This is a genomic window from Pedobacter humicola (assembly GCF_056490705.1).
Genome location: NZ_JBWJIG010000013.1, coordinates 67,560 through 85,294, shown reverse-complemented (window position 1 = coordinate 85,294; position 17,735 = coordinate 67,560). Strand labels below are relative to the sequence as shown.

Genomic DNA, 17,735 nt, shown 5'->3' with positions numbered 1-17,735 from the left:
TATTTAGGGTATAGAAATAGAAAATGTTGAAGCTGGCAGCATAGCTTCGTTAATTAAATTGGCCCTGGTAAAGGGTTGCCAGGCATATAAAACCCGCCTTATCTTAAATTGACGGGGTACAGTTAAACGCACTTCATTATTAAAAACAGCTGCATTCACGAAATGGCGATTTCCCCTGTCGTCTTCTACTTCAAAGCCATGCAACACTGAACCTGTACCAGGCATTAGTTTTTTGGCGTGGCTGAAGGTAATGATGATGGTATTTTGTCTGGTTACCGCTTTCACCACCACCGGACCACGTTCCTCAATATTTTTATGATAGGTATTTTTCAGGGCCAGTAAAGCCAGTCGTTCGCCGATTTCTTTTTTATGGATGGGATGAACATTGAGCGAATCGCCCAGGTCGGAACTTACTGCCATTCCCGAATTCGGAATAACCATTTCGAGTTTTCGTTGTGCATCTCTAAAATATGGCCAGGAATGGCGGTCGATCGAAGAAAGCTGAACATAGTAAAACGGAAAATTATGCTGCCATTTTTCGCGCCAGCTTTTTACCAGCAACGGGAATTCGTGGTTAAAGAGTTCGACATAATGTGCATTGCTTTCTCCCTGGTACCAGATTACCCCTTTAATCGGAAAGCCGATCAGATTTGAAATACCCGCTTCGTAGTTGTAGGCAGGTCCGTAAGGATGCCGCTGTTTTGGATTGATTGCATTTTTAAGGTTCACATCTGCCCTGCCACGCACCCAGTCCTGGATAAAATCAGATTTACGCCAGTTAGCTGACAAATCGACCAGTAAATCATCCTGTTCCAGTGTTTTGCGGTCTATCCACGATTCGAGCGTTGAGCCACCAACGGCCATTTGAATCAATCCTATCGGGATTTTCTCAGTTAAAGCGAGCTTTTCACCAAAATAATAGGCAACTGCCGAAAAATCAGCTATTGTATTTTCGTCCGTTTTTACCCAGGTACCGGAGAAATAATTAAGTTCGTTGATCTGCTGTAATGTTTTTTCATCCCAGGCGAGGTTATCCGTTTCGGCCAACAGGTTATACTTCAGCACCCGTATGGGAAGATTTTTATTTAAATGATTTAATGTAGCCTGGGCCGTAGCCGATGATTTTAACGGAAAGGCCATATTCGACTGCCCTGCACATAACCATACATCACCAATCATTATATCCTTTAATAAAACACGATGTTGGCCTGCATTAACTTTTAGTGTATAAGGCCCGCCAAATTTCATCGGTTTAAAAAACACTTTCCACCTGCCATTACGGTCGGTTATGGCACGTTGGGTAATCTGATTGAACTGAACTTCTATTTCATCGCCAGCATTTCCCGTTCCATAAACAGGAATTGGCTCATCGCGCTGCAAGACCATGTGATCGGCAAACAGCGCATTCAATTTAAAAGCGCCAAAATTACCCGTGAGATGTCCATAAATAGTTTTGGCAATTATGCCTGCGCCTGCAACATCAGGGTGTAGGTTATCGCCAAAAAGTTCCGGGCGATTGTTCAAAGCCATATTTAGATCGATGAGTTCGAGACTGTTCACCTTGGCAATCTGTTCAATTTTATCCTGGATCTGCCAATACCAATCGCGCGTACCAGATTTAAACCTGGGATGGCCACTAAAAATAGGGCTCAATTTGCAGAGATAAATTTTAAGCTTTGGATTTTCTTGTTTCAGGCTATCAATGAGCCATTGATAGTCTGGCTGAAAACCGTCTTTATAATTTGGCCAGTTACGGGGATCGGTATCATTTAAACCGAGGTGGATAATGGCAATATCGGCGCTAAAACTTAAAGCATCTTTGAATGCTTTGGTTTTAAAATAAGGGTTGTGCCCTTTCTTTAATAATGTGGCCCCGCTATGTCCGAAATTACCCACCAGATATGGACTACCCAAAAGCTGTTGCAATTGTGCGGGATAAGATTCTTTCTCTGGCCTGGTTAATAAATAACCTGCAGTTACGGAATTTCCGATACAGGCCACCTTTATTTTTTGCGCATAAGTATTGCCGCCGATCAATAAGACCAGCATGGTGATGATACCGAACAAAGCTTTCATAAAGTTTTATTTTACAATTTCGCTGACCGGAATGCGTACAAAATATAAATCTTTCCAGCCCTCATAAAAGAAGCCAATGGTCTGGTCATCAATTTTAGTGAGCGCGGAGTAACCAAAAAACTTTCTGTCATCAACCAAAAGTTCGTTTTTCCTGTTCCAGCTTTCACCAAGGTCTAAACTGGCTTTAATGGTTAAGTTGTAACGGTTGGCCTGGGTATTATCGTTGCCGAAAAACACCACTTCTTTCTGCCTGCCTTTTACCAGTACATTGGCTTTGATCAAGCTGGCCATACAAACCGGATCCTGGAGGGCATTATACGAAGTATGGTGTTCTGTCCAGGTTTTGCCCAGGTCGGCTGTTGTGGCAACGCTTCTAAAACTTCCCCGGTTATCACGCATATTCAGCATTAAAACACCTGGTGTGGTTTCGATAATCTGGCTTTCGGTCGTATTTGGTTTGGGGCCATCTTCAGTTTTCCAGGTCAATCCATGATCGGCACTGTACAACAGTGTAGAATAAGGCATGGCATGTTCGTCCCAGTACTGTGCGGCAAAAACCAATTTGCCATCGGTCATGGCGATACCACTGCCTGGTCCGTTAAAAAACAGGTTCCATGCAGGGTCTTTAACATCTTTGGTAATACTTCTGGGTGCAGACCAGGTTAATCCATCATCATCGCTGCTTACCAGCACCAACTGACCGGTAATATCTTCACTCAAGCCAGGTTTAGATCCTGCTATAGAACGGTTACCCTTGCTCCACAATGCAGCCACCCAGATTTTCTTCGTAACCGGATCGAAAAGCACAGCCGGATCTCCAACGCCATTGTTTTCGTTTGGTTCGCCCATATCCATAATTACTTTCACCGGTTCCCAGCTTTTACCGCCATCGGTGCTTCTGCTCATCCCTACATCGATGTTTCCTGGCAGATCGCCGGAGTTTTTATAACGAACATCATATACCGTAATCAACGAACCTTTGTCTGTAGTGGCAATACCTGGGATACGGAAGGTATTGATGCCCTGATCGCCCCCTTTCTTTACGGCAATGCCCAATCTTTTAACATAACCCTGCCCCTCTTCAATCACCGGGTATTTTTTAGCATTCGTGTCTTCAATCTGGTTAACATGAAATTCGATTTTCGAATCGATATCAGCCAGTTCTTTAAGTTTAGCGCTAAACCAAAGGTAATGCATCCCCGGTTTGAGTTTAAGATTCAGATCAAAACTCAAAATTGCAGTTGTAGGATTCAACGTAATGAGTTTATTCTTGGCTGCAAAGAGTGGCTCCTGATCGGTAAAATAAACATCAATTTTTTCGATTGATTGAAGCGCTGCAGAACTGAGCATAGCTGTTATTTTTTTAAAGGAAATTTCCTTCTCTCCTGCAGGGATATAGATCAGCACACGCAAAAGCGGATTTGCATCCAATCCTTTTAAAACCGGAACCACAGGCGAGGAAGCTGTAACAGTTATTCCTTTTAGCGCCGCAGCCTGCAAGGTAAATGTAGCGAGTATGAGCAGCAAACTTAATCTTATGCTTGTTTTAATGTATTTCATAATTTGTTGTATTAAGCGTCTTCAAAATCGTTAAATTTTGGACGCAGGAAATAAAGTTGGATCATCAGGGCAATAAAAACAATTATAGACAGCATGGCGAAATCTTTACCCAGGCTTCCCGAATCGGTTGATTTGCCCAATAAATCGGTAATAAAAGCGCCCGCAAAAACGCCTGTCATGTTCATTATCCCATAGGCCGTGGCCCTGTATTTTGAGGATACAAACTGGCAAAGGATGGGCATATTGTTGGCATCGAACATCCCATAACCAAAACCAAAGCAAAAAGCCGCACCAATGATATTGAACAGTGAATGGCCAAAACCAATAAGCAATAAAGATGGGATGGTTAAACCCAGACCAATGGCGCTGGTATAAATGCGCCCCTTAATGTTTTTCTGCACCCACCTGTCGGATAAGATACCACCAAAAATCACCCCTAAAAATGAGGAGGCAGCGATGGTAATAGTAGAAATAGGTCCGGCCTGAGCCATATCGATCCCTAAATTATTGGCAAACAGAGTAGGAAGCCAGTTTTTGGTAGCCCAACCCGGTAAGCTCGGAATGGCAAAATAGATCAGGATTACCCAGAAAGATATATTGCTGAACAAAAGCGCCAAACCTTTAAACAAAGGGGGTTTAACCCTAATGGATTCACTTTCAGGTAAAGCCACTTGCTTTTTTTCTCTTAAAAAGAATACCAGTACCATGGCGTAAACAATGCCTACAAAACCAAAAGAATGAAAAGTGGCCTGCCAGGAAAATTTAGAAGCAATGGTGGCACCAAAACCGCCTAAAGCCTGCCCCATGTAAAGCCCGGTCATGTGGATACCAATGGCAACTGATCTTGTTTTCGAACTGTGGTAATCGGCAATCAGTGATAAACCAGCAGGAATATATAATGCTTCACTTATACCCATCAATGCCCTTAACCAATAAATCTGATTGAATGTGGTGGCATAACCCATTAAAAAAGTAACCAGCGACCATACCAGCAGACTACCTACAATTAACCATTTGCGGTTTAATTTATCGGCAATTATGCCCGACAACGGGCTCATTAAACCGTATATCCACAGAAAAATGGCCATGAGGTAGCCAAAGTTAGTGGCCGATTTCAGCTCGGTAATATCCATTTGCATAGCAGGTTTCATGGTCGAAAGCATTTGGCGGTCCATATAATTTAACAGGGCCACAAACCAAAGCAAGCCAACTACCACCCATGCATATCTTTTTTCTCTCATTTGTTTGATTTTAATCTGCCCTGTAAAATATTGGGGGTTCTCACACCCGCTTTTATTTCCCCTCCTGCAATAATTACTTCCTGATCTAAATGCACTGCATTTGTAGTAACCGTACCATATGGCAATATCCCTTTTAAGGTTGACCAGACATTTTGCGCCGCGTCGTATTTCAATACAGACCTGCTAAATCCAGGATGACCGGCCTGGACTTTAATTTTCTGCTGGTTCAATCTTTCTTTTTTTACAGGGTCTTTTTCCATGTCAATTTCTGCAATCAGCTTTTCTGCCTGATGAAAGGTTTCGCCTAAATCGCCGCTGATGATAAAAAGGTCTTTTCCAATGCTAATTCCCGAAGCGGCCGATAAGGTATAAGGTAAAGGCTGTTTTTCCTTCCATAATCCTTTTTCCAGATCAAAGGCCGATACATCTTTATATATGGTACTGGTATCTCCGGGATTTCGTTTGCGCCCTCCGATCAGGAAAATTTCGTTGCCATTTGCAGGATGCAAGAGCACTGTATGGGATACAGGATGAGGCAGATTGTTCATTTTTTTCCAACCCTCTTGCTGATTTGCCAAATCAAGGGATAAAAAATGATCTGTTGCTCCGCTTTCTGTTTCCCCTCCTGCCAGATAAATTACCTCCCCAATCACGGCGAGGGCTGCATTGGTTAATGTATTTGGTAAATCGGGAAGAAAATTAATATGCAATTGTTCATTTTGCCAGTTTAAGATCAATACCTTTTTGCTCAGTCCGTTTTCGTTTTCCCCGCCGGCTACAACAATTCCCTGTGAGGTACTGCAAACGGCACTGTAAGCCAGATTGAAAGGTAATTTTAATGTCTTGCCAGCGGTGATTAAACGCAAATTATCTTTAGTTTTAAGATATAGAAAAATATCATCGTAATATTTCTTTTTTCCCCCGTTCCATGGCATCCCGGCAGGGAAATTTGTTCCGCCCGCGATGAGCAGGATGTGATTATAGGTACCTGAAATGGCCCCAGCCACACCAATAGCAGATGTTTGCTTAGAAGCAGGTGGTATCGTGGCCACAACGCTCCAGTCGATATTTTTAATCGGCTGGTTCTGTGCCGATAATTCTGGTGATAGAATAGATGTAAGCAAGAAAGTAAGGTATAAAATAAAGTTTTTCATTCATATTTAATTTGGGCACAAATAAAGATAACCATTACTTGTTGCTTTCAATTTCATTAGGTTGCCCCACTCAGGTAAGCATGATTTAACCACAGATACAAAGGATGCACACAGATAAAAATCCGTGTTTATCTATGGCTATCCGTGGCTAAAAAATCCTTCGATTTAAAAGTCTGAAAATCTAGATTTTCAACCTCTGCCTTAAAGTGTTTAAACGCTACAGCATCCATGTTTTTAACCGGGAGCCTAAATTCGCCACAATCTAAACCAATCAGTTTCATATACGCTTTACCGGTCGCAATTCCTCCATATTTTCCTAATAAGCGGATAAAATCTATTGATTGTTGCTGCAGTGCAGCCGCCGTTTTCAGGTCGTTTTGTTCAAAAGCTTCAATTAATTGGATGTACAAGGGGCTAAGATAGTTAAAGGTGCTACCAACAGCCCCCCGGGAACCTAAAACAAGTGCAGAGAGCATATTCTCATCGCGGCCCCAAAGCATATCATATTTATTGTTTTTGAAACTCATACAGGAAAGAAAGTCCATAAAATCTTCATGGGTATATTTCACGCCAGCAAAGTTTGGTATTTTACCATCAACAGCTTTCAGTAAATCAATCATATTGACGTTTACCCCTGTTAATACCGGAATATGATAATAATAAAAAGGCATTTCGGGAACTTCAGCAGCGATTTCTGCACACATTTCGGCCAAAACTGAAACATTTGAGGGCTTGAAATAAGATGGAGCGGTAAACGACACACCATACAGGCCAATTTCTGCCGCATGTCTTGCCAGTGCCTTACAGTCGGCCAGACAGGTGCCACCAAGCAAGGTCATTACTTTAAAACCGATATCATTTTTACCTGCTGCCGCCCACGCTTCGGCCACTTCCATTTTTTCATCACGGGTTAGTGATACCCCTTCGCCGGTTGAACCACAGATAAAGGCACCTTTAATACCGTTCTGTTTTAAAAATTGATAGTATTTCGGAATTAGCTCCAGATTTAATTCGCCATCCTGATCAAACGGCGTAAATGGCGCAGCGATGAGCCCTTGTAATTTAGTATTTAACATAGTGTGTATTTGTATAATTTAATATAATAGTATTAAGAGCGGCAATCAAATCCTAATAGAATTGTCATCCTGAGCCCGTCGAAGGCCTATTTAAATATATGGTAAAGCGTTTCGGCAGCTTGCCAGGAATCGTCATTTCGATCGCAATAGTTGCACTTCAGTCGAAATGACGTTCGCTTGATTTAAAAAACGGGATAACCTGGATTTTGCACCAAAGCCCTGTTATTGGTAAGCGTGCTCCGGTCTAAAGGCCACAATAACTTATACGTCGTTGCTGCAGTAACCGGAGTAAATTCATAAACAAAGCTATCCCCCATCCGCCTTAAATCGTACCAGCGTTTGCCCTCTCCTATAAATTCGAAAAAACGTTCTTTTAATATGGCTTCATTTGCATTTATATCAACCGTTTGGTTTGGATAACCCAAAGTAGCCGAATTGTAATTTGCGCCATAAGCCCTCGCCCTAACCAAATTGATTTCAGCAACAGGGCTTTCGCCCAATAGTACTTTCGCCTCTGCCAGCAATAGCAGCAGGTCTGCATATCTGTAAATGATGTAATCGTTAGTATACACCCTGTTGCCTGCATTCTGCTCGCCTTGATATTTCTTCAGGAAAGCACCTGCGATTACGTAGGCTCCAGTTGTATTTTTTGTATAGGCGGCTTGAATGGATTGGTTTTTTCGAAGATCGGAGTTACTAAACTTGCGGTAAGTCGCAATTTTAGTAGGTGCCCTTAATAAGCCCCCGTAATTATCAGTTACCACATCAAATTTACGGTTGCCTACCGAATCGTAAAAATTAACAATTAAGCCTGTTTGTGGAACATAATTACCAATAAAACCCAATGTTGCCTCGTCTAATTTGTTTTTAGATGAGCATATAATTTCATTATTATCTTTATTGGTTGTCGAGAAAACATCTGCAAAATTCGGCAATAGCGACAGCGTAACATTTGCCTGTATGTCGGTTAATGCCGTTTTCGCTGTTGTAGCATCCGCCAAACCACCATTCCTATGGGCGTTCCACAGATAAACTTCTGCTTTTAACATCTGGGTTGCAGCCTTAGACCAAAATCCTTTTTTGTTCTTGGCATCAAAGGCATAACTTGTTCCGAAGTTTGAGTTGGACAGATCTATATCGGCTTTGATCAATGCCATTACATCAGCCTCACTCGAAGCTGCCTTGGCCAGGTTCGATACATCAACAGCTGTGGTAGGTTCGGTTTGGATAATGGTTTTGCCCCAGGTCCGGTACATCTGGAAATAATAAAAAGCACGTAAACCATAGGCCATACCCAAATAGTTTTTCTTTTTGGCATCTGGCAAAATGCTGCTTTCGTTCAATTTCTGAATCAGCAGATTGATCTGATTGATATTCGTATAAAAACCACCAAAGCCACTTACGCCCGAATTATCGGCATCGAGAGTTTGCAGCCACATCCGCTCTAAACCTTGCGTGGCCTCACCGGTAAAAGTAGCTGTAGAACCCGGATCGGTACCAAAAATGTCTGACCGCAATTCCCCCAAATATTGGAAACTGGAATTATGACTTCTAAAACGGGTATATACTCCGTTCACAAAAGCATCAAACTGATCTGCGGTCTGCCAATAGCTTGCATCGCTTAAACTGCTCACCGGACTTAAATCCAGCTCATTTTTACATCCGGTAAAGATCAAGCCAGACAGGCTTAACATTACCACTATATTTCTAAATATCGTTTTCATATTTGATCATTTTTTTTGTTAAAAACCTACCTGAAGTCCCATAATAAAGGTGCGTGGCGTTGGGTATGTTCCCGAATAAATCCCCGTAATGGTGGTTCCAGACACAGGTGGTTCTGGCGACGGGCCTGAGAATTTGGTGATGTACAGTAAGTTGCTTCCTGTTAGGTAAATCCTTGCATTGTTAAAGAATTTAGATTTCTGTAAAAGTCCTTTAGGCAGATCATAAGAAAGGGTAATCTCTCTCAGGCACAGGTAATCACCTTTTTCGTAAAAACGGGAGTTGTTTCCGTTCAATACTGCATTGCCATTGTTAGCCCGGGTATAATTTTGTTTTGAACCTGCAACCTGATCGGCGTAATACACTTTTGGAATATCGGTATCGGTGTTGGTTGGCGACCAGGCCTGCGCCTGCAGATCGATATAATTGAAGGTACCCTGATAGTTACCCAATGTACGGGCCACCAAATCATTGTAAATGGTGTGCCCCAAGGCAAAATCCCATCTGTTGTACAGGCCAAAACCTTTATAACTTGCATTAAAGTTAAAACCACCGGTCCATTTTGGGTAAATATTACCTAAATACACCTGATCTCTTGAATCGATGATATTGTCGCCGTTTACATCTTCCCAGTTTACATCACCTGCGGTAATCCGTCCATTAGCACCTGGAGCCAAATTAGGTCCGGTAACACCCGCAATAGCATCGGTCCTGTTACCTGCAATTGCGGCCACTTCGGCGGCATCTCTAAAAATTGAAACCTGTCTGTAACCGTACATATTGCCCAACGGCTGGCCTTCCTGTAAACCGCCTACCCAAATTACTTTACCTGATGCCGGATCGTAAATCTGCAGACCGCCCTGCCTGTTGTTCTCATTTCCGTTAAAAGGCAGTTTCAGGATTTTGTTTTTTACAAATGATGCATTAGCACCGGCATTAAATTTGAATCCGCCCTTATCGATAATTTTTGCATCAACACCGATTTCTACGCCTTTATTTTGAAAGGTGCCCAGGTTGGTTCTAAAACTCGAGAATCCCGTATAACTTGGCAGATCGAGGTTGGTTAAAAGATCGCTGGTTTTACGGTCATAATAATCAAAAATCACTGTAATGCGGTCTTTTAATAATCCCATATCCAAACCCAGGTCTGTGGTTTTACTTTTTTCCCATCTTAAATCACTGTTAATGATTCCGGTATTCAAGAAACCTGCATTTCCATTGTAATTTCCCTGCAAGCTGTAAACGCCCTGGGTTTCGTAGCGACCTAAACCGGCAATGTTTCCATTCTGTCCGTAACTGATCCTTGGTTTAAGGCTAGAAATGATCTGACTGATCTTTGAGTTTTTGAAAAAATCTTCACGGTGTACGTTCCATCCTGCCGACACTCCGGGAAAAATGCCATTTCTGTTTTCGCTGGCCAAACTAGATGCCCCATCCAGCCTAAACACTGCCGTAAACAAGTATTTCTGATCGAAATCGTAGGCAAAACGGCTAAAGGCTGATAAAATTTTATATGCTGTACGGGTTGTAAAATTACTGCCTGCGGCAAAAGTTGTAGAGGCATTTGCGGTCGGAATATCATCCGTTGGAGCATTCTGTCCCAATACCTGCGAAGTGTACGATTTTACATCGAAATACTCCGCGCCTCCCATCAGGTTAAAATTGTGTTTACCAAAACTCTTGGTATAGTTTAATATAGCATTGTATTGGGTCTGGAAATCCCTGCCGAATGCACTGGTAGAACTTCTGGTGGTATTACTGCCCGAATTGGCAAAAATCTGTGCATAAGTTTGTGTCGATTTTTGAAAAGACTGGTCGAGCGTCTCATACAGATAGGCATTACCCGTTGCTTTGAAATAAAGACCAGGAATAATATCCCACTTTACAGCAGCATTGGCTACAATCCTGTTTACCTCATTAGATCGGTCCAATCGGCCCAGCCAGTATAAAGGGTTACCATCACTGGCACTGTTACCTGGGTTAGCCACAGTTTTAGCCTCATCAATCCAGGGGTTAAAAGTGGGCCAGATGGCTAAACTCCTATATAAAGTATTTACCTCCCCACCTATAGTACCCAATTGTGAAGAAGTGGATAAAGTTACGCCAGAGCTGATTTCAACATTTGGTTTAATTTTATACGATCCGTTAATATCGCCGGTATATCTTTTATATTTCGAACCTACAATTACACCGTCTTCGTTATAAGCATCGAAAGCAGCAAAATATTTTCCTTTATCATTACCGCCGCTGGCACTCACATAATGATCTTTCGTATAGGTATTCTGGAAAACCAGATCTTCTACTTCACCACCATGGTCTTTATACATAATCTGGCCACCATAAGGATCATTTACCAATTGCCAGCCGCTTGGCAACACGGTTGTACCCGGAATATAAGTTTTGATATCAAAACTCGCCAGATCAGCAGCGTTGGTAGAAAGACCTAAACCTCTCGAACCATTAGCCTGGGCCAAAGTCCTTCCTGCATTTAAATAACCCAAGCGTGTATAATAGATATAGTCGCCAGCACCCATGTACTGGTAGCCTTTGCGCTCCTGGTTATAACCACCGGTAAATTTGTATGAAATCTGCGCACTGCCCGCTTTACCGGTTTTAGTGGTGACCAATATTACCCCGTTATTTGCCCTGGCGCCATAAATAGCTGTTGCGGAGGCATCTTTTAAGGTTTCTATCGATTCGATATTTTCAGATGAGATATCGTTTAAGGACCTGATTACCCCATCAACAATCACCAATGGTGCACCAGGACTGTTGATCGATGCTCCGCCACGAAGCAGTATGGCAGGTGCGGCTCCCGGCTGTCCGGAACCGGTAACCACCTGCAAACCGGGTACAGTACCCTGCAGCGCTGATGCCGCATTCGATCTTGGTGTATTTGCCAATACATCTTTATCCAGTTTTGAGATGGAACTGGTTACACTACGCCTGCTCTGCGTGCCATAGCCCACTACCACTACCTCGTCTAAACCTTTACTGTCTTCTAACAGTTTTACGTTAACCACGGCCTGATCCTGAATGGTTATTTCCTGAGACAGATAACCGATTAAACTAAAGACCAAAACTTCGCCTTTATTAACCTTGATGCTGTAGGTACCCGACGGACTGGTTGAGGTTCCGTTTTTTGTGCCCTTAACCAGAACAGTTGTGCTAGGGATTCCCTGTCCGGTGGCATCCGTAACTTTTCCGGTAATGGTCTGTTGTGCAAATGCCGAGATTGTTGCCATCATCAGTACAAATGGTAAGCAATGCCTGATGAGTTTAAAGTAAATTTCTTTCATAATTTGGTTATTTGATTTGTATTATGTTATACATAATAATACTAAGTACCGATTTATTTTATTTATTTGCAAATAGTTTCGATAAAATTTAAACGAAAAATCAGACGCTTAGCTTTATATTTGCTTCGGAACCTATTTAAAGGCAGATTTTATAAAAAAATAAATTATACATAATAATGGAAAGCATCAGTAATTTTAAACAAATGGACACCAGTTCCTTAGTTGATCGGGTAGAAGATAAGCTTGTTCAACTTTTACAGGAACGTAAGTTAAAGGTTGGAGATAGTATCCCTACCGAGCTCGAACTCTGTGCTGCCTTGGGTGTGAGCAGAACGGTTGTCCGCGAAGCCATGTTGAGATTACGTATGATGGGACTCATCGAATCCAAAAAGAAAAAGGGCGCGGTAATTACCAGTCCTGATTTATTTGGCATTCTTTCCAAAAGTATGAATCCACATATTTTGGATCAAGGCACGTTGAAAGAGATTTTCGAAATCAGGCTGGTGCTTGAAATCGGAATGGCTGATTTTTTATTTCAGCGCATTACTGATGAAGACTTGAAAGAACTTAGAACGATTGTAGACAATGAGCCTGAAGCTTCACAAGACCACCTATTTAATATTGAACATGAGATTGCTTTTCATGGAAAGCTATATGATATCACCGGGAATGAAACCTTGAGAAAATTCCAGAGCATGTTATTGCCGATATTCGACTTTGTACACAACAGCGGTTTACTTAAAAAACAAGGGCAGCTACATAAATTTGTATCCCATAAAGGCTTGGTGGATATTCTGGAAAACGGATCGCCCGAACTTTTCCGAAATGCCATGCGAAACCACCTCGAAAATCATTTTAACCGCCTGTTTGCAGAAGAATAATATATGGGATATTAAGATTTAATTTTATCATCAAAGCAATATTGATCAATCCATACCGCCCGATTATTCGTTTATTTACATATAAAAACACGCAATGAAAACATTAATCGTACTATCGTTTTTGCTGACTTTGGGCTTTTATGCCAATAGTCAGGAGCAAAACCACGCCAATAATCCATATTATTCGCGTACTGACGCCAAAAAGTTAAAAGTCAAAAATTCGGAATGGAAAAAAATATTGCCACCGGCTTTGTATGCCGTAGCCCGCGAGGCCAATACCGAACGCGCCTTTACAGGCAAATTGTGGAACTCCACCTTGAAGGGAACCTATTATTGCGCCGTTTGTGGCAATGCCCTTTTTAAATCGGATGCCAAATTTGCCAGTGAGTGTGGCTGGCCTAGTTTCTTCGAAACCATCCGAAAGGGAAGCACCATTTATAAAGAAGATAATAGTTTGGGTATCGAACGAATAGAAGTAGAATGTGGCCGTTGCAATTCTCATCTTGGCCATATCTTCGATGATGGACCCGCGCCTACGCATAAACGTTATTGCATGAATTCGATATCGCTCGATTTTGAACCTGATGGTTTTGCACAGTAAGATACACCTATAAAACAAAAAAGGCTTTCTTTAGGGTAAAGAAAGCCTTACTCAGAAAAATATCCTGTTAGCTTAGGATAATCTGGTAGTTTACATTTACTCTTTTCGGATAATTACTTTCCTCATTGTTTAAGGAAACAAATGCAGCATTGCCATGAACTTCATTTTTCAATGCATGTTCATAATGCGACTGGATAGTTTCTTGATAATCGTGCTGAAGGGTTTTAGTTGTTTCGGCTAAAAGATTTCTGTCATTCAGGTTTTCTGGCAATAATGTGATATCGCAGTTTCCTTCACTGATTTCTTTGACTAAGTATTTCATTTTTGGTTTTAAATCTTCGTTTCCTGTTTTATAAATAAGATTTCGAGAACGGTCAAAAATATGGTAAGTCTTGATTTAGTATGTAATCTAAAAGTTAATTTTTTACTTAAAATGATGTATCAGTTTACATGCTAATTGCATGCTTAGCGCCACAAAAAAATAGTTTAGTCCGTATGATGATATTAATCTATATTGTTTACGGTTTCGAATTAAAATAATTGTTCATAAATACACTTTGAAACTTGATGGCATTTGCCCAGTAATCCCAGTTGTGTACCCCTGGCCTGGTCGTAAAATCGTGCGGAATATTATTGTATAAAAGCTCATCATGTAAACGGACATTCATTTTATAGAAAAAATCTTCCGTTCCACATTCGATGGCAATAGCAAGTGCGCCTGGTTTAATGCGGTAAATCATATCGATTACACTGTTCTGCTTCCAGCGTTCCGGAAATTCATCTTCCGCGCCTAATCTTTTCGAAATATTCCATCCGTTCGGGAAAGGCTTAATGTCTACCCCACCGCTCATACTGCCAACCGCCCCATAAATATCCTGGTGTTTAATGGCCAGATAAAGCGCGCCATGGCCGCCCATGCTTAAACCCGTAATGGCCCGGCCCTTTTTTTCGGCAATGGTTTTATAATGTTCGTCAATATAACTCACCAACTCTTTAGATACATAGGTTTCATATTTCCATTCCGGATCAACCGGGCTATCGAAATACCAACTGGTTACATTCCCATCCGGGCACACAATGATAAATTGGTACTGATCGGCCAGCTCCTTAATGCCCGGCACTTTCTTCACCCATTCGGCATAACTGCCACCGGCACCGTGGAGCAGATAAAGCACAGGAAACGATTTTCCGGTTTTATAACTATCGGGCTTGATTACCACCGCCTTAATATTTTTTTTCATCGATTTGCTATAGGTTAAAGCAGTATCAACTTCAGCAGCATTCGCAATGCTGGTAAACAAAAACAAACAGATGGCGACTAAAAAGCTATTTTTCATGGTTGATTTTTAGGGGATTTATATGGGCTAAATTTATAAAATAAGTCTACATTCCCTATCATTTAGGCAGATTGAAATAAAAAAGATACTTACCTGAGTGGGCTAATTCCACAAACGAATGAATAAATCAAAACAATTTTGTTACATTATGGTTGTTGAACGATGAACCCACCGAAAAATGCTTAAAACTTACCCATTTTACATTAAAGCACCTGTAATCCTTCTAGGACTGGTAATTACAGTATTTATGATGAGCGTACTCAGAGATATCCTGGTACCCTTAGCCTTCGCAGCACTTATTGCCATCCTGCTTAACCCACTCACTAACCGTTTCGAAAGAAAAATGCCCAGAATACTAAGCATTATCTTATCCATGCTGATCGGTATTGTTGTGGTAGTCGCTATACTCTACTTTTTGTCATCGCAGGTTGCGCACTTCTTTGATGACCTGGACAGCATTAAGCATAAACTCACGCAGTTGCTGGAAGAAATAAGGAGCTGGTTGCAAACTACATTTGGCATTTCCACGCAAAAACAGATGCAGATGGTTAACGATGCCGCAAATGGCAGTAAAGCATTGATCGGTCAAACCCTGAGCGGTTTGATGGGTGTTTTAAGTGTGGTTTTCCTAATTCCCGTATATACTTTTCTGATTCTACTTTATAAAACCTTGATCCTTAACTTTATCTACGAAGTATTTTCGGAAGAGAATAAACAAAAAGTTGCCGAGATTCTGGGTGAAACGAAAGCAGCCATTCAAAGTTATATTATTGGCCTGTTGATCGAAACGTCGATTGTAGCCGTAATGAACTCTGCTGCATTATTGATCCTTGGTGTGCAAAACGCTATTCTGATTGGCGTTATCGGTGCAATATTGAACCTGTTGCCTTACATTGGCGGTATTATCGCTATTGCATTGCCCGTGTTGATGGCTACCTTAACCAAAGATGGTTTTACCACACAATTGTTAATTATAGGCGCTTATGCATTGATCCAGTTTATCGATAACAATATCCTCGTACCCCGCATTGTTTCGAGCAAGGTGCAGATCAACGCACTTATTTCTATCGTAATCGTTTTAATGGGCGCGGCATTATGGGGCATTCCGGGTATGTTTCTTTCCATCCCGTTTATTGCTGTGATGAAAATCATTTTTGACCGGATTGATGGACTTAAACCCTGGGGTAAATTGCTGGGCGATACTATCCCGACCGAGCACATGGGGCAGGTGAAAAGGTTCAGAAGGAAGAAAAAAGCCGTCACTACCTAAATGGTGCCATAAAAAAACTCAATAATTAAAAATTATATTTTTTTGAAAACGGGCGTCTGGTAATGCTTCGGCAACAGCAGTCCCGTTATCCGCTATAGCCCCTCCTTAAGTCGGGGGCTATCGCTGCTACCGGGTTTATTGAACAAAAGTTACTACATCAACAACCAGGTGTTGCGCTCCGAATCTTTCAAATATTTAATCCCTTTAAATTGTACCCCGGCTGCCCCCATGCGATAACTGCAACACAAGAATAAATTGAATTTATTTGTTATGGTCCGACTGATCAAAAGTTAATTTTATTACTTTTGGGTTATTCTGATCAATATGAAACCAAGCTCTTTTCTCTTCTTAATATTACTGGTAACAGCATCAATTTCTAAATGCTTTGCCCAAAACAATCTTCAATCTTCGGCGTTCATTACTTTTAACGGCTACAGTTCTAATTTTGCCGAAAAACTTGATAAAAAAGAGCCTCTAACCATTGCTTTTTTAGGTGGATCCATTACCAATATGGAAGGCTGGCGCGGATTGGTATGCAGCTACTTCACCAAAACTTATCCCCAAACAAAATTTAAGTTTATTAATGCGGGTATTCCTTCATTGGGCAGTTTACCACATGCTTTCCGTCTGCAACGCGATGTATTGGATAGCGGAAAAATAGACCTGTTATTTATAGAATCAGCCGTAAATGATCACGTTAATGAGACTTCAGAACTAACGCAACGACGTGCTTTGGAGGGCATCATCAGACATAGTCTAAGCAAAAACCCCAAAACCGACATCGTGTTGATGGCTTTTGCCGATGAAGATAAAAATGAAGATTTTAACTCAGGCAAAACCCCTGTCGAAGTAAAGGTACACGGCGATTTAGCAGCATATTACCATTTACCTTTTATTAACCTTGCTTTAGAAATAGATAAACGCATTGCCAATGGCGAATTTACCTGGAAGGATGATTTTAAAAACCTCCATCCGTCCCCTTTTGGTCAAAAGCTTTATTTTAATACCATCAAAACCTATTTGGAGGAAAACCAGAAAAACACCAATAAAAAAACCACGGCCAGTCTGCCTAAAATTTTAGATAAATTTGCTTATACCAAAGGGCAATATGTGAACATTAATGCCGCTGAAAATTTAAATACATTTAATATAAACAAAAGCTGGAAGCCGACTGACGGCCTCGAAACCAGGTCCGGTTTTGTAAATATCCCGGTTTTAGAAAGCAATACCAGAAACAGTACTTTCGATCTGATTTTTAAAGGCAATGCGGTAGGGATTGCTATTTTATCAGGTCCGGATGCTGGGGCACTCCATTACCGCATTGATAATGGGGAAGAAAAAATGATCGACCTGTATACCCAATGGAGTGCGAGCCTGCATTTGCCCTGGTACCTGTTACTTGGCGATCAATTGAGTGGTGGTGAGCATAAATTAAGTATACGCATCAGTGAGCAGCACAATCTAAAATCAACAGGTTACGCCTGTCGCATCGCTTACTTTTTGGTAAACGCTAATTAG

13 protein-coding genes are annotated in these 17,735 nt (G+C 41.4%); 4 read left to right on the top strand and 9 right to left on the bottom strand.

The annotated features are described in order from the left end of the window. Nucleotides 1–3: 3 nt before the first annotated feature. From AC04Q1_RS19305 to AC04Q1_RS19275, 7 genes are all read right to left on the bottom strand, one after another. A complete protein-coding gene (locus tag AC04Q1_RS19305) occupies nt 4–2,076 on the bottom strand; it encodes a GDSL-type esterase/lipase family protein (RefSeq protein ID WP_478366204.1) in 2,073 nt (690 codons plus the stop codon). Between the two features lie 6 nt (nt 2,077–2,082). Further along, a complete protein-coding gene (locus AC04Q1_RS19300) occupies nt 2,083–3,636 on the bottom strand; it encodes an exo-alpha-sialidase (protein WP_478366203.1) in 1,554 nt (517 codons plus the stop codon). An 11-nt stretch (nt 3,637–3,647) separates the two neighbouring features. After that, nucleotides 3,648–4,877 (bottom strand): MFS transporter, encoded by a 1,230-nt coding sequence (locus AC04Q1_RS19295; RefSeq protein WP_478366202.1) that lies wholly within the window; start codon nt 4,875–4,877, stop codon nt 3,648–3,650. After that, nucleotides 4,874–6,031: a hypothetical protein gene (locus AC04Q1_RS19290; protein WP_478366201.1), complete on the bottom strand. Its 1,158-nt coding sequence runs from the start codon at nt 6,029–6,031 to the stop codon at nt 4,874–4,876. The genes AC04Q1_RS19295 and AC04Q1_RS19290 overlap by 4 nt, the downstream gene beginning before the upstream one ends. Nucleotides 6,032–6,159: 128 nt before the next feature. Continuing rightward, nucleotides 6,160–7,107, bottom strand: a complete 948-nt coding sequence (locus tag AC04Q1_RS19285; protein WP_478366200.1) for a dihydrodipicolinate synthase family protein — start codon at nt 7,105–7,107, stop codon at nt 6,160–6,162. Nucleotides 7,108–7,289: 182 nt separating this feature from the next. Continuing rightward, entirely contained in the window at nt 7,290–8,831 is a 1,542-nt protein-coding gene (gene nanU, locus AC04Q1_RS19280) for a SusD family outer membrane lipoprotein NanU (protein WP_478366199.1), read from the bottom strand. 18 nt (nt 8,832–8,849) lie between these two features. Continuing rightward, nucleotides 8,850–12,128 (bottom strand): SusC/RagA family TonB-linked outer membrane protein, encoded by a 3,279-nt coding sequence (locus AC04Q1_RS19275; protein WP_478366198.1) that lies wholly within the window; start codon nt 12,126–12,128, stop codon nt 8,850–8,852. Between the two features lie 176 nt (nt 12,129–12,304). Here AC04Q1_RS19275 and AC04Q1_RS19270 point away from each other — a divergent pair, with 176 nt between their 5' ends. Next, nucleotides 12,305–13,009, top strand: coding sequence for a FadR/GntR family transcriptional regulator (locus AC04Q1_RS19270; protein WP_478366197.1), 705 nt, complete (start codon nt 12,305–12,307; stop codon nt 13,007–13,009). A 94-nt stretch (nt 13,010–13,103) separates the two neighbouring features. After that, nucleotides 13,104–13,610 carry a peptide-methionine (R)-S-oxide reductase MsrB gene (gene msrB / locus AC04Q1_RS19265; protein WP_478366196.1) on the top strand — a complete coding sequence of 169 codons (507 nt, stop codon included), beginning with the start codon at nt 13,104–13,106 and terminating at the stop codon, nt 13,608–13,610. 67 nt (nt 13,611–13,677) lie between these two features. On the opposite strand, the gene AC04Q1_RS19260 is transcribed toward msrB, so the two are convergent. Together AC04Q1_RS19260 and AC04Q1_RS19255 are read right to left on the bottom strand one after the other, a co-directional pair. Beyond that, nucleotides 13,678–13,932: a hypothetical protein gene (locus tag AC04Q1_RS19260; protein ID WP_478366195.1), complete on the bottom strand. Its 255-nt coding sequence runs from the start codon at nt 13,930–13,932 to the stop codon at nt 13,678–13,680. A 196-nt stretch (nt 13,933–14,128) separates the two neighbouring features. Beyond that, the gene (locus AC04Q1_RS19255) at nt 14,129–14,947 is read right to left on the bottom strand and encodes an alpha/beta hydrolase (protein WP_478366194.1); all 819 of its coding nucleotides are present in this window, start codon (nt 14,945–14,947) and stop codon (nt 14,129–14,131) included. Nucleotides 14,948–15,125: 178 nt separating this feature from the next. On the opposite strand from AC04Q1_RS19255, the gene AC04Q1_RS19250 reads away from it, so the two are divergent. Both AC04Q1_RS19250 and AC04Q1_RS19245 read left to right on the top strand, forming a co-directional pair. Next, the gene (locus AC04Q1_RS19250; protein ID WP_478366193.1) at nt 15,126–16,217 is read left to right on the top strand and encodes an AI-2E family transporter; all 1,092 of its coding nucleotides are present in this window, start codon (nt 15,126–15,128) and stop codon (nt 16,215–16,217) included. A 324-nt stretch (nt 16,218–16,541) separates the two neighbouring features. Then, nucleotides 16,542–17,735, top strand: a complete 1,194-nt coding sequence (locus AC04Q1_RS19245) for an SGNH/GDSL hydrolase family protein (RefSeq protein ID WP_478366192.1) — start codon at nt 16,542–16,544, stop codon at nt 17,733–17,735.